Here is a 12,156-nt window from a genome sequence, read left to right on the forward strand (position 1 = left end):
TTCGCCTGTCCGACGAAGCACCCGTTTCCCCCGGCGCCGCGCTTCGGCAGGGGGCGGGCGTAAGTCGGCAAACCTAAAGCAGGGCTTATGCCCTTTTCGTGACCGGCGGCATGTCTTGGCATCATGCCGGTGCCGCGCCTCTCGTCGTGAGGCAGCGGGCCGGGAGCAGCCCCGCAACCGAGGGTGTCGTTCTCCCGGGGTCGCGCGACGAGAATTGTCTCGGGCACCCCTGTCGGACCGGGGCGTCGGCCCTATCCTCCGCCGCGCCGGCCGGTTCGCCCGCCGGTCGCCCGCGCCCACCGGACGGCAATGCCCCCAAGCCGTTCGGCGGGCGCGAGCGTTGATGGTCTCAGTCCGACGTGCCGCCCTGCGCTCTGGGGGGCGGCGAGATCTGATCCGCGCGCTCGCTTCGGCTGCCGCGTCCGGCCGGCACCGAGATCCAGCGCACGACCAACCCGGTGCCGCCGCGCGCGCAGTGCCGGTTCAGACGACGACGCGCCCACGAGGGCAGGTTTTCGAAATCAATCATCACGGGCGCCGACACTGATCTTTGCTTCCCCGAACGGAGGCAGGCGCAGATCGGCGGTGAGTGTGAAGGCAATAAGGCGCAATCGAGGGCATTCGGGCGAGGTTTCGTGCAAGATCATGGCACCGAAACCGTTGATGCCGTGATCCGCCCGGCTCCATCGCCGGCCTCGCCGAACAGGAATGGTGCGACCGGCGTTGGGCCGAGAGGGGGCCGGAAGGACGGTTCGATGCGAGGTGAGGCGCTGACGTGACGGTGAGCTTGGCAGATTTGATGCGCGGGGCAGCCGCGGAGGGCCGGCGTCTCGCGGCTGCATTTCCTGCGGGCACCCGGAAGGACGACTTGCCCTGGGCGGTGATCGCCGCCTTCGATGCCGACGTGCGCGGCCATGTCGAGCGCGACCGGCGCATCGAGGACGAACGCGACCGCGTGCTGATCGCGTCTGTGACCCTGGCCGAGACGCCCGCCGACGCGGAGGCGGATGAGAGGGAGCGGGCGCGCCGCGGACTTGTCAGAGCGATCGACTATCTGGAGGAGGCAGTTCTCCGCTTCGGGATCGTCAACCGCACCGCGGCCAAGCGCGGCTACGGTTTGGCCGGCGATCCGGTCTCGACGCCGCAAAGCGGTTGATTCCGTGCGGATGACATCCACTTCCGCGCATCCCGATTGACATTCGGCATTGAGCGAACTCGGCCTCTTAAGGTAATGCTTGAACAGCAGAGGCTTGACTTGGCGCATCGATGCTACAGCCGATCGAAGCCGGCCTGAGCCGTCCCTGGTACCGGCTCAAGCTGCCGGAGGTGCTCGAAGCGCAGTACCGCGCCGAGACGGCGCGGCAGGACGGTTTCTACGTCCAGTCCTGGCTCGCCATCTTCACCCTGTTCAACGTCCTGTCCCTCGTGATGGACCGCGAAGTGTTCGGTCCCGAGGGGTTCATCGTGCCGCTGGCGATGACGCTCGGCGTCTTCTGCCCGGTCGCACTCATCGCGATCGCCTCCCTGCGGGGGCGACCGACGATGGTGCGCATCTCCGGCGCCGTCCTCGCCACGGCCCTCGTCGACATCGTCGTCGTCCTCAACTGCGCATACCTCGCGCCGGCCCCGCACACCGACGTCTACATCATCATCGCGACCATCGTGCCGCTGGTGGTGGGCCTGATCGCGCCGCTGCCGTTCCGGCACTGTCTGTGGTTCTGCGGCTGCTCGTTCGCCCTTTATGTCGGTCTGGTCCTGGGCTTCGGCCTCTGCACCGCGGAGCGCAGCGGCCTGCCCCTGCTCGTCTCCGGGTTGATCCTGGTTCCGTTGAAGCTCTGCTACTCGCGGGAATGGGCGGCGCGGAACACCTTTCTGATCGCCCTGCGGGTGAAGCTTCAGGCCGAGGCGCTCGCCCGCGCCAATGCGCGGCTCACCGTGCTCTCGGAGACCGATTCGCTGACCACCCTGTCGAACCGCCGCCATTTCACCGAACGGCTGGAGGCGGCCTGGGATCTCGCGGGCGAGCAGGATGCGTGGCTAGGCGTGATCCTGATCGACATCGATCACTTCAAGCTCTTGAACGACACGGCCGGACACGCCGAGGGCGATCTCTGCCTGGTGGCGGTCGCGGCGGCGGTCCAAGCTTCCGTCGAGGCCCATGGCGGTCTCGCCGCGCGCTACGGCGGCGAGGAATTCGCGGCCCTGTTACCGGGCGCCGAATCGGCTGCGGTGCGGCTCGCGGGGGAAGCGATCCGCACGGCCGTCGCCGATCTCGGGATCCGCCATCCGGGACTCTCTGCGGAAACGCCGGTGACCGTGAGCGTCGGCGTCACCGCCGCACGGGGACGCACGCGGGACTTCGGCATCCAGGCCTCCGACCTGTTGAGGGCCGCCGACTTCGCGCTCTACGCGGCCAAGAACGAGGGCCGCAACCGGGTCGAAAGCTTCATGCCCGCCGCGAATGCGAACCGGCCGGCCGAGGGCAAGGGCCGCAGCCACGCCGCCGTCCCGTCCGTCTGAAACGGCCCGCATTCCGAACAAAACCGGCGCTGCCGCGTCTTCCCGTCCGGAGCGGCCATCCGGGCGCGCGCCGCAGGGAGCGACGGACGGATGCTGCTCGACGAGGAACGCGGGGCCGGTGCGCGGATCGCCGATCCGCCGTCCGGCCGACCCGCTCGCCCTGGGGCCGGCACGGCCCCGTCGCGGCCGAGTGCGGGGCTGGCCGCGCCGGGTCGAGGCTCTTGGGCCCTCGTCGGCGGTCTGGTCGGGCTCGATGCCCTCTGGCTCGCCGTCGCGGGGATCGACCTCGCTTGGCCCGGCCCGCTCGTCCTGTCCGGCGCCGTCGCCGTCCTGCTCGGGCTCGCGCTCCTGTTCAGCGCCGTCAAGCCGGAGCCGAAGCTGCGGGCCATGGCCCTGTCGAGCGCCTATCTCGCCGCCTTCACCACCGCGGCGGCCCTGCTGCATTACCTGAGCGCCACACTGGCGCTGCCGCTCGCCGATCCGGCCCTCGCCCGTGTCGAGGCGGTTCTGGGCTTTGATTGGCGCGGCTGGGTCGGCTTTCTCGCCGACCACCCCGACCTGTCCTGGTGGCTGGCGCTCGCCTACCATTCGAGCGGGCCTCAGGTCGGCCTCGTCGTCATCGTCCTCAGCGCGATGTCGCGGGTCGCCCGCCTCTGGGCCTATGCCCGCCTGTTCACGCTGGCGCTGCTCGCTTCGATCGCTGTCTCGGCCCTGTTTCCGGCGGTCGGCCCCTACGCCCACTACGCACCGCAGATCCATCCGCAGGGACATCTCGAAACGGTCGGCGCCCTCTGGCATCTCGATGCCCTGCGGGCCCTGCGCGAAGGCACGCTGCCGGTGATCGCACTCTCCGAGATCCGCGGCCTCGTCACCTTCCCCTCGTTCCACGCTTGCCTCGCGGTGCTCACCGCCTGGGCGCTCGCTCCCGTGCCGGTGATCGGACCGCTCGCCGGCCTGCTCAACGGCGCGATCATCCTCGCCACGCTCGGCGCGGGCGGGCACTACCTGCCGGATGTGCTGGCCGGGACCCTGATGGGGATTGGTCTGGTGGCCTATCACCGTGCCCGGCACGCGCGGCCGTTCGAGGCGTCGCGCGCGCGCCGGGTCGCGCGGTCGAGCCCGGCGATGGAGCCGGTCCCTGACCCGCCTTCGCGGATCCGCCCGATCGAGGCGAGAAGCCCTGCCCCGGCCGGAGGTGGGTAGGGCGGCCGCGTCAGCGCCTCAGCGAAGATCGGCGAACAGGTCGAGTTGCGTCGTGGCGGCCGCGCGGCGGCGGGGGCGGCGCGCCACGAAGCGGGGGAGCGGGACGCCGGGCTTGCCGTAGAGCGCGACGCCGATTACGCGGCGACGGTCCGCGCCGAGGATCACGGAGGCGGTGTGCGGACCGGACCGGGCGACTTCCTCGATCAGCGGCTCCGCGACCGGGAGCGCGGCCAGCGCGCCCACCAGATCGGACAGGCCCGCCGCCTCGACGCCCATCACGCGGAAGTCGAAGCTCCGTCCTGCCCAGGTGTTGCGCGCGGCGGCGGCGCGGGTCGCCGAGAACGGGTTGTCGATGAGCTGCGTGGCGGGGTCACGCAGGAACGCCGCGATGCGCTCGCGCTCCGGGACGGCGTGCGCGTCGGCCAGCAACGCGCAGAGTTGGGACTTGGTTATCGACACCGCGAAAGGCTCGCATGCCGTGGCCGCCGGCGTCGAGCCGCCGCCCCTCATGCGCTGTGGAGGGCGCCTTCGGAGAAGCGCTTTCGTTCCGCCTCGAACGCGGCCTTACGCCGACGCAACAATCGACGGAATACGCCCGCAACGACACCCCCTCATGGTTAACGCAACGCTTCGAAACGAAGCGGCCAACCACGACGAACCGCCAAGGGGGCTCCGATGCGTTCACTCACTCTCGCCTTCACCGCCGGCATCCTCGCTGCGGGCGCCGCCGGTGCGCACAGCCTCGGCGCCGCGCCCGCCGCCCCGCAGGCCGCCGGCACCCTGACCTGCGTGACCAAGCCCGAGGCGACCCTCGTCTTCGGCCGCACGCCGGTCGCGGAATGCGTCTTCACGGCGGAGCGCGGCGGCTTTCGCCAGAGTTACGCGGCGGTCTTCTCGCCTGCGGCCGGCATGGCCGAACTCGAGAGCGCCCAGACCGTGACATGGCGGGTGCTGACCCGGGACGGCTTCGTCCGGCCGGGCATGCTCGCGGACAGCTTCACGGCGCCTCAGGGCTCGACCGCTGCCAAGCCCGAACTGGTCGGCCGCACGGCCACGCTCCAGTTCCTCAGCCATTCCGGTCAGTCGAGCGCGACGTTCGCCCTGGCCCAGCCCCGCGTTCGACTCGCGGCGGCTCAGCCGGGCATGGCGCGCTGAAGCGGGGGGCAGGGGGGACTGTCGGCGCGACGCCTCGAGGGTGCCGTTTCAAACCCCTGGTGCGGACGGCGGGACTCGAACCCGCACAGCCTTGCGGCCGCAAGATTTTAAGTCTCGTGCGTCTACCGGTTTCGCCACGTCCGCATCGGGGCAGCGGTAGCCGTCCGGCGGGGCCAGATCAAGCGGGCGGGTGCCAGCCGTAGACCCAGGCGTAGCGGGCGCTCATGCCCTCCGGCCCGAGACGGCGCATCATCGTGTCCCGGGCGAAGCCGATCAGGCGGCCGGCGTGGTAGAAGCGGCCGTTGCGGCGGGCGGCCCGCTGCACCGCGCGGACGCGCGGCTGGCGCGCCGCCGCGTAAGCCGCCAGCGCCTCGGGCACGCTTGCAAAGCCGGAGAGGCTCGACGCCAGCACCGCCGCGTCCTCGATGGCGAGCGCCGCGCCCTGGGCCAGGAACGGCAGCACCGGATGGGCGGCGTCGCCCAGAAGCGCGATCCGGCCCCGCGCCATCGGCCGCACGGCCGGGCGGTCGACCAGCGACCACACCACCCAGGTATCGGGCAGACTCAGCAACTCGCCCAGCGGACCGGCCGCATCGGGAAAATGGTCGCGCAGGACCGCCGGATCGCCCAGCCGGCCCCAATCCTCGTCGCCCTCGCGCTCGGGCACGATCGCCACGACGTTGAGCCGCTTGCCCCCGTTGATCGGGTAATGGACCACGTGGCGCCTGCGTCCGAGCCAGAGCCCGGTCTCGTTTCCCTGCAGCACCTCGGGCGCGGCCTCGCGCGGAATCACCGCCCGCCACGCCGCCTGCCGGTGGAGCCGCAGCGGGCGCGCGTCGAAGCGCTGGCGCAGGGTCGAGCGCACCCCGTCGGCGCCGACGAGGAGATCGGCTCTGAGGCTCTCGCTGCGGTCGCCGTCGATGCTCTTCATCGTCAGGCCGACGCCGTCCGCCGTCTCCTCGACCTCCGACACCTCGCGCCCGACGCAGAGGCGGATGCCGGGGCGCCCGCGCACGGCGTCGAGCAGGAGCGTTTGAAGGTCGGCGCGATGCAACACGTAGTAGGGCGCGCCGTGGCGCTCGCGCATGCCCGGTCCGAGACGGATGCCGCCGATGACGCGGCCCGAGGCCAGCGCGCGCACGGTGACGCCCGGCGGCTCGTCGCCCGCCCGGCGCAGGGCCGCGCCGAGGCCGAGGCCGATCAGCACCGCGCTGGCATTCGGCGAGAGCTGGAGGCCGGCCCCGACCTCGGAGAACCCGGTGCGGCGCTCGATCAGCGTGACCGAATGGCCGGCCGCCGACAGCGCCAGCGCGGCGGTGAGCCCGCCGATTCCGGCGCCGACGATGGCGATGGAGAGCGCCGTCACCGGCAACGTCGCCCGTCAGGCCGCCCTGGGAGCCTCCTGGGGCGCCGCGTCGTGCCAGACGCATCCGGCCGGATCCGCGGCACCCGGCTTCAGCCGCGGGTCGTAGCGGAACAGGGTCGAGCAGTACTGGCAGATGATCTCGCTGTCGCTGCCCATGTCGAGGAAGACGTGCGGGTGATCGAAAGGCGGCAGCGCCCCGATGCACATGAACTCCTTCGAGCCCACCGCGATCACGGTCACGCCGGCCTGATTGTGGAAGTGGGGAACCGCCTTGTCAGCCATCGCACGTCCCTGAAAACGGAGGCCGTGGTCTAGCGCGTTCGGGGTCGCAAGCCTAGGCCCGCTCCCGACGCGTCTGACCATTCCATGCAGGGCTGCGGCCGGCGAATGCGGGCGCAGAGGCGTCTCGCAAGGACATCACGCCTTCTGCTCCGCCAGGACGTGCGCCACGATCGCGTTGGCGTGCCCATGGCCCAGGCCGTGATCGGTCTTCAACATCGCGACGAGTTCCATGTGCTTCGCCGGCAGCCTCGAACGGACGAGCTCCTGCCACTCGTTGATGGGCCGCCCGTACTTCTTTTCGATGGATGGGAAGTATGAGGCCGGTCCTTTGATCGATTCGGCGGACACGATGTTTCAAGCTCCGGGCGAGAGTGCCGTCGGCAGGTTGCTGACAGAGAGCGTGAAACGCAACGGTATCTTGCAGGGTGCCATGAGGAAGACGTTTATGGTCGCTGTTTTGAATGATAATCACCTCGATGCATCGGCATTCTGCTCACGATACCCAGTTGCTCGAGCCTCAAGTTGGGCAATACTTTCGCCGAGGGGTGGCGGCGAAGCGTGCACTCGGGTTGGCGGCGGCCCTGCGGCAGCGTAAGACGGAGTTCAGCCTCCAATTCCTGCAAAAGCGCCCGAACGCCCATGAGCCGTGAAGAGCAAGCCGTCGCCGAAGGCGGCCGCCGCGCCCCGGAGCCGCCGATCCACGGTCCGGAGGGGTTCGAGGGCATGCGCCGCGCCGGCCGCCTCACCGCGGAAGCGCTCGACCTCCTGGTCGAGGCCGCGCAGCCCGGCGTGACGACCGAGCATCTCGACAGGCTCGCCTTCGAGTTCGGCATGGACCACGGCGCCTATCCGGCCTCGCTGTTCTACCGCGGCTACCGCAAGTCGATCTGCACCTCGATCAATCATGTCGTGTGCCACGGCATCCCCAACGACAAGCCCCTGCGCGAGGGCGACATCGTCAACCTCGATTGCTGCCTGATCCTCGACGGCTGGCACGGTGATTCGAGCCGCATGGCCTATATCGGCGAGGTGCCGCGCAAGGCGCAGCGCCTGTGCGAGATCACCTACGAGGCGCTGATGCGCGGCATCCGCGCGGTGCGGCCCGGCGGCTCCACCAACGATATCGGTCGTGCAATCCAGACCTATGCCGAGGCCGAGCGCTGCTCGGTGGTGCGCGATTTCTGCGGCCACGGGCTCGGCCGCGTCTACCACGACGCGCCGACGATCCTGCACTACGTCGAGCCGAGCTACGACGTGCCGCTGAAAGCCGGCCAGTTCTTCACCATCGAGCCGATGATCAATCTCGGCCGCCCGGCGGTGAAGGTGCTCTCCGACGGCTGGACCGCGGTGACTCGCGACCGCTCGCTCTCGGCGCAGTTCGAGCACACGGTGGCGGTGACGGAGGACGGCTTCGAGATTTTCACGCTCTCGCCCAAGGGGCTCGATCAGCCCAAGCCGCACGGTACCCAGGCCGACTGACGGCCCGCCGGGAGATGGTCCGCCGGACGGCCGAACCGCCCGCCCTGCCGGGTCTCGCCGAGGCGGCTCCGGCCTCCGCCGGGGACGCCCCGCACTATCACGGCCATCGCGAGCGCCTGCGCGCCCGCTTCGCCGAGGCCGGCGCCGAGGCGCTGGCCGATTACGAGCTCCTCGAACTCGCCCTGTTCCGATCGATCCCGCGGCGGGACGTGAAGCCGCTCGCCAAGGCACTGATCCGCCGGTTCGGCTCCTTCGCCGAAGTGGTCAGCGCCGAGCCCGCCCGGCTCGCCGAGGTGGAGGGCGTCAGCGCCGGTGTCGCCGCCGACTTGAAGCTGATCGAGGCCGCCGGCCGTCGACTCGCCCGCGGCGCCATCGCAGGCCGTCCGCTGCTCTCATCGTGGAGCGCGCTTCTCGAATATCTGCGCGCCACCATGGCCTTCTCCGGCCGCGAGGAGTTCCGGGTGCTGTTCCTCGACCGGCGCAACCACCTGATCGCCGACGAGGTGCAGGGCCGCGGCACCGTCGATCACACCCCGGTCTATCCCCGCGAGGTGGCCCGCCGCGCGCTCGAACTCTCGGCCACCGCGATCATCCTTGCCCACAACCATCCCTCCGGCGATCCGGCGCCGTCGGGCGCCGACATCCGCATGACGCGGGAGATCGTCTCGGTGCTCGATCCCCTCGGGATCGTCGTGCACGACCATGTCATCCTCGGCCGCGACGGCCATGCGAGCCTGAAAGGGCTCAAGCTGATCTGATGGAGAGGAGCGGCCGCGCTGCGGCTGCGCAGGGCGAGGGTGACACCGCTCGGCGCCCCCGGCTCCGACCCGTCCTGGCTTTCATCGGCTCCGAACGAGGGATAGGCACGCGCCGAGCCTCCGCTACATCTCCGAGAGGTTGTCCGGCAAACCTGCCGACGAGCGGAGCGCGGGTGACGCGGTCCGCGGTAGGATGCCACGGCAAGTTGAGGACGCACGGGGTCAGGCGGGCCGGCAGCCTTCCGGGTGGCCTGCCTCTTGCTCCGGCAAGACGAGACATCAGGGGGAATCGCGCGGATGGCGCTCACGGCGTTCGACGAGATGAACGGAGGCGGATCGGGGCAGCCGGGGTCGGCCACTGTCCGTGAGGCCTACGACATCCTCAAGGCTTGGCTCGACAAGACGCCGCCCGAGCATTTCAACACCCGCCGCAGCCAGGCCGAGATGCTGTTCCGGCGCATCGGCATCACCTTCGCGGTCTACGGCGCCAACGAATCGACCGAGCGGCTGATCCCCTTCGACATCATCCCGCGGGTGCTGACGAAGCCGGAATGGGATTTCCTCGAGCGCGGCCTCAAGCAGCGCGTCACCGCGCTCAACGCCTTCATCAACGACATCTACGGCGCGGAAGAGTGCATCAAGGCCGGGATCATCCCGCCCGACCTCGTCTACCGCAATCCGCATTACCGCATGGAGATGCGCGCCTTCGACGTGCCGCACGACCTCTACGTCCACATCGCCGGCATCGACATCGTGCGCACCGGCGCGAACGACTTCTTCGTGCTGGAGGACAACGCCCGCACGCCGTCCGGCGTCTCCTACATGCTGGAGAACCGCGAGGTGATGATGCGGCTCTTCCCCGAGCTGTTCTCCCGCCACCGCGTCGCGCCGGTCGAAAACTATCCCGACGCCCTGCTCGCGACCCTGCGCAGCCTCGCGCCCGTTTCCGCCACACGCGACCCGACGGTCGTGCTGCTGACGCCGGGGCGCTACAACTCGGCCTTCTACGAACACTCGTTCCTGGCCGACAAGCTCGGCGTCGAACTGGTGGAGGCGGGCGACCTCTTCACCAAGGACGAAGTCGTCTACATGCGCACGACCGAGGGGCCGCGCCGGGTCGACGTGATCTACCGCCGCCTCGACGACGACTTTTTGGATCCGCTCGTCTTCCGTCCCGATTCCGTGCTCGGCGTGCCCGGCCTGATGAACGCCTACGAGCGCGGCAACGTCACGCTCTCGAACGCGGTCGGAACCGGCATCTCGGACGACAAGGCCGTCTACAGCTACATGCCGGAGATCGTGAAGTTCTTCACCGGCGAGGAGCCGATCCTGCACAACGTGCCGACCTATCGCTGCCGCGAGCGGGAAGCCTTCTCCTACGTGATGGACAACCTCAAGGACCTCGTGGTGAAGGAGGTCAACGGCTCGGGCGGCTACGGCATGCTGGTCGGCCCGCACGCCACGCGCCGCGAGATCGACGAGTTCGCCAAGAAGCTGCGGCACGCCCCCGACAACTTCATCGCCCAGCCGACCCTCTCGCTCTCCACCTGCCCGACCTTCGTCGCCTCGGGCGTCGCCCCGCGCCACGTCGACCTGCGCCCCTTCGTGCTGGCCGGCGCCGACGAGATCCGCATCGTGCCGGGCGGCCTGACCCGCGTTGCCCTGAAAGAGGGCTCGCTGGTCGTCAATTCGAGCCAGGGCGGCGGCACCAAGGACACCTGGGTGCTCGATGCCTGAACATTTCGCCCGTTTCTCCAGCACTCTTCCGGCAGACTGGGCGGCGTCGGTGCGCAAACACCGCGCAAGTGCCGCCTCGGTCGCCACCGAGCCCGCGAGCTGACGCCATGCTGTCCCGGACTGCCGACAACCTCTACTGGCTCTCGCGCTACGCCGAGCGGGCGGATTTCCTGGCGCGCATCCTCGATGCGGCCCTGCGGCTCACGGCGCTGCCGTCGAACTACGGCGGCCGCACCTCGAACGAGTGGGCCTCGGCCCTCTCCTCGGCGGGGGATCCCGAATTGTTCAAGACGCTCTACGACGCCGTCAACGAGCACACCGTCTGCAACTTCCTGGCCTTCTCCGCCCAGAATCCGTCCTCGATCCGCTCCTGCATCGCCACCGCGCGCGAGAACGCCCGCTCGATCCGCACGGCGCTCACCACGGAGATGTGGGACACGATCAACGGTGCGTGGCTGGAACTGCGCTCCTACGAGGGGCGCGATCTCTCCCGGGAGGAGTTCACCCAGTTCCTCGACTGGGTGAAGCGGGTCTCGCTGACCTTCGACGGCTCGGCCTATCGGACCATGCTGCGCAACGACGCCTACTGGTTCACCCGCGCCGGCACCGCCATCGAGCGGGCGGACAACACCGCGCGCATCCTCGACGTGAAGTACCAGATCCTGCTGCCGGCCTCCGAGCGGGTCGGCGGTTCGCTCGACTACTTCCAGTGGACCACGATTCTGCGCGAGGTCTCGGCCTTCAACGCCTATCACTGGGTCTACCGCGAGAGCATCAAGCCGGTGCTGGTCGCCGACCTGCTGATCCTCAATCCCGAGATGCCGCGCTCGCTCGCGAGCTGCTACCGGATGCTGGTGGAGCATCTCGATCTGATCGCCGACGCCTATGGCCGTCGCGGCGAGAGCCAGCGTCTGGCCAGCAACATGCGGGCGAAGCTCGCGGGCGCCGACATCGAGCGCATCTTCGCCTCGGGCCTGCACGAGTTCATCCAGGGCTTCATCGTCGAGAACAATGGGCTCGGAGCCGCGATCAGCGAGCAGTATCTGGTCTGACGCCCCGTTCACGGACGCCGCCGGGGCGCCTCTCCGCACGGGACGCCGGCGGCGCGAGCCTTCGGGAATCGGCCGTTTCCGGGAATCCCCGCGCCCGCGGTGCGGGATAGGATATCGGCCACGATTCTGATTTCGATTGCCGACGGCCGCGAACGCCGACATTCGATCGCGCCGATTCGCGCCCGAATACTGTCGAGGCTTGTCCTCTCGGTGATTTGAGAGCGCTTTTCACGAAGACATCGCATCACGCTGCGGCGATGAAACTCGGCGCTGGGCGCGGATGATCGACGCGGATGATCCGCCCGCATCGTAGCAAATCGAAAAAATGTGTCGGTCCCTGACAAGTCGTTTCGGATGACTCGATCAAACTCATTATCGGTTGCAGACAGTGTGGGCGCTGGCCGCAGCGCAAACGTATAAGAATATTCGGCATCGCCGACCGGGAGGAAGACCAGAACCGGCCTCCGGATGAATTTGTCCAGCGCCGTCGTCGCGTGGTTCGATACGGCGGTGAGCGCATCGGCGCGCCTGTCATTTCAAGAGAACATTTTTCTTCTCAGTAGCCCTGCGGAGATGTGCCGAATATGCTGTCAATGCATGTTGA

The 12,156-nt window shown here is 69.2% G+C and carries 13 protein-coding genes and 1 tRNA gene; 8 read left to right on the forward strand and 6 right to left on the reverse strand.

Features of this window, described 5'->3' with window-relative positions; all coding sequences use genetic code 11:
- Positions 1 to 349: 349 nt before the first annotated feature.
- Positions 350 to 532, reverse strand: a complete 183-nt coding sequence (locus MPPM_RS11405; RefSeq protein ID WP_162296266.1) for a hypothetical protein — start codon at positions 530 to 532, stop codon at positions 350 to 352.
- A 243-nt stretch (positions 533 to 775) separates the two neighbouring features.
- On the opposite strand from MPPM_RS11405, the gene MPPM_RS11410 reads away from it, so the two are divergent.
- The 3 genes from MPPM_RS11410 to MPPM_RS11420 all read left to right on the forward strand — a co-directional run bounded on the left by MPPM_RS11410 (position 776) and on the right by MPPM_RS11420 (position 3,723).
- On the forward strand, positions 776 to 1,156 hold the full coding sequence (locus MPPM_RS11410) for a hypothetical protein (protein WP_096485162.1): 381 nt from the start codon (positions 776 to 778) through the stop codon (positions 1,154 to 1,156).
- A gap of 110 nt (positions 1,157 to 1,266) precedes the next feature.
- Positions 1,267 to 2,520, forward strand: a complete 1,254-nt coding sequence (locus MPPM_RS11415) for a GGDEF domain-containing protein (protein WP_096485163.1) — start codon at positions 1,267 to 1,269, stop codon at positions 2,518 to 2,520.
- Between the two features lie 90 nt (positions 2,521 to 2,610).
- Positions 2,611 to 3,723 carry a phosphatase PAP2 family protein gene (locus MPPM_RS11420; RefSeq protein WP_096485164.1) on the forward strand — a complete coding sequence of 371 codons (1,113 nt, stop codon included), beginning with the start codon at positions 2,611 to 2,613 and terminating at the stop codon, positions 3,721 to 3,723.
- A gap of 18 nt (positions 3,724 to 3,741) precedes the next feature.
- Here MPPM_RS11420 and MPPM_RS11425 read toward each other — a convergent pair whose 3' ends face one another.
- Complete coding sequence (locus MPPM_RS11425) at positions 3,742 to 4,182, reverse strand: hypothetical protein (protein WP_096487810.1); 441 nt, start codon at positions 4,180 to 4,182, stop codon at positions 3,742 to 3,744.
- A 216-nt stretch (positions 4,183 to 4,398) separates the two neighbouring features.
- On the opposite strand from MPPM_RS11425, the gene MPPM_RS11430 reads away from it, so the two are divergent.
- Positions 4,399 to 4,878 carry a DUF992 domain-containing protein gene (locus MPPM_RS11430; RefSeq protein WP_096485165.1) on the forward strand — a complete coding sequence of 160 codons (480 nt, stop codon included), beginning with the start codon at positions 4,399 to 4,401 and terminating at the stop codon, positions 4,876 to 4,878.
- A gap of 57 nt (positions 4,879 to 4,935) precedes the next feature.
- Here MPPM_RS11430 and MPPM_RS11435 read toward each other — a convergent pair.
- The 4 genes from MPPM_RS11435 to MPPM_RS11450 all read right to left on the reverse strand — a co-directional run bounded on the left by MPPM_RS11435 (position 4,936) and on the right by MPPM_RS11450 (position 6,874).
- A tRNA-Leu gene (locus tag MPPM_RS11435) sits at positions 4,936 to 5,022 on the reverse strand.
- Positions 5,023 to 5,056: 34 nt separating this feature from the next.
- Entirely contained in the window at positions 5,057 to 6,244 is a 1,188-nt protein-coding gene (locus MPPM_RS11440) for an FAD-dependent oxidoreductase (protein ID WP_096487811.1), read from the reverse strand.
- Positions 6,245 to 6,259: 15 nt separating this feature from the next.
- The gene (locus MPPM_RS11445; RefSeq protein WP_096485166.1) at positions 6,260 to 6,526 is read right to left on the reverse strand and encodes a zinc-finger domain-containing protein; all 267 of its coding nucleotides are present in this window, start codon (positions 6,524 to 6,526) and stop codon (positions 6,260 to 6,262) included.
- Positions 6,527 to 6,661: 135 nt separating this feature from the next.
- Complete coding sequence (locus MPPM_RS11450) at positions 6,662 to 6,874, reverse strand: DUF4287 domain-containing protein (RefSeq protein ID WP_096485167.1); 213 nt, start codon at positions 6,872 to 6,874, stop codon at positions 6,662 to 6,664.
- A 291-nt stretch (positions 6,875 to 7,165) separates the two neighbouring features.
- On the opposite strand from MPPM_RS11450, the gene map reads away from it, so the two are divergent.
- The 4 genes from map (at position 7,166) to MPPM_RS11470 (ending at position 11,552) form a co-directional block, all read left to right on the forward strand.
- On the forward strand, positions 7,166 to 8,005 hold the full coding sequence (gene map, locus MPPM_RS11455; RefSeq protein ID WP_096485168.1) for a type I methionyl aminopeptidase: 840 nt from the start codon (positions 7,166 to 7,168) through the stop codon (positions 8,003 to 8,005).
- A gap of 14 nt (positions 8,006 to 8,019) precedes the next feature.
- Positions 8,020 to 8,763, forward strand: a complete 744-nt coding sequence (gene radC / locus MPPM_RS11460; RefSeq protein ID WP_096485169.1) for a RadC family protein — start codon at positions 8,020 to 8,022, stop codon at positions 8,761 to 8,763.
- Positions 8,764 to 9,060: 297 nt separating this feature from the next.
- The gene (locus MPPM_RS11465; RefSeq protein ID WP_096485170.1) at positions 9,061 to 10,500 is read left to right on the forward strand and encodes a circularly permuted type 2 ATP-grasp protein; all 1,440 of its coding nucleotides are present in this window, start codon (positions 9,061 to 9,063) and stop codon (positions 10,498 to 10,500) included.
- A gap of 107 nt (positions 10,501 to 10,607) precedes the next feature.
- A complete protein-coding gene (locus MPPM_RS11470) occupies positions 10,608 to 11,552 on the forward strand; it encodes an alpha-E domain-containing protein (RefSeq protein ID WP_017485539.1) in 945 nt (314 codons plus the stop codon).
- Positions 11,553 to 12,156: the final 604 nt, after the last annotated feature.

The sequence above is a fragment of the Methylorubrum populi genome (assembly GCF_002355515.1).
Lineage (GTDB): Bacteria > Pseudomonadota > Alphaproteobacteria > Rhizobiales > Beijerinckiaceae > Methylobacterium > Methylobacterium populi_A.

Coding starts and splice junctions, on each gene's coding strand:
- MPPM_RS11470 (WP_017485539.1), top strand. CDS start 10,608: ATGCTGTCCCGGACTGCCGACAACCTCTACTGGCTCTCGCGCTACGCC.
- MPPM_RS11465 (WP_096485170.1), top strand. CDS start 9,061: ATGGCGCTCACGGCGTTCGACGAGATGAACGGAGGCGGATCGGGGCAG.
- MPPM_RS11415 (WP_096485163.1), top strand. CDS start 1,267: ATGCTACAGCCGATCGAAGCCGGCCTGAGCCGTCCCTGGTACCGGCTC.
- map (WP_096485168.1), top strand. CDS start 7,166: ATGAGCCGTGAAGAGCAAGCCGTCGCCGAAGGCGGCCGCCGCGCCCCG.
- MPPM_RS11420 (WP_096485164.1), top strand. CDS start 2,611: ATGCTGCTCGACGAGGAACGCGGGGCCGGTGCGCGGATCGCCGATCCG.
- MPPM_RS11430 (WP_096485165.1), top strand. CDS start 4,399: ATGCGTTCACTCACTCTCGCCTTCACCGCCGGCATCCTCGCTGCGGGC.
- radC (WP_096485169.1), top strand. CDS start 8,020: ATGGTCCGCCGGACGGCCGAACCGCCCGCCCTGCCGGGTCTCGCCGAG.
- MPPM_RS11445 (WP_096485166.1), bottom strand. CDS start 6,526: ATGGCTGACAAGGCGGTTCCCCACTTCCACAATCAGGCCGGCGTGACC.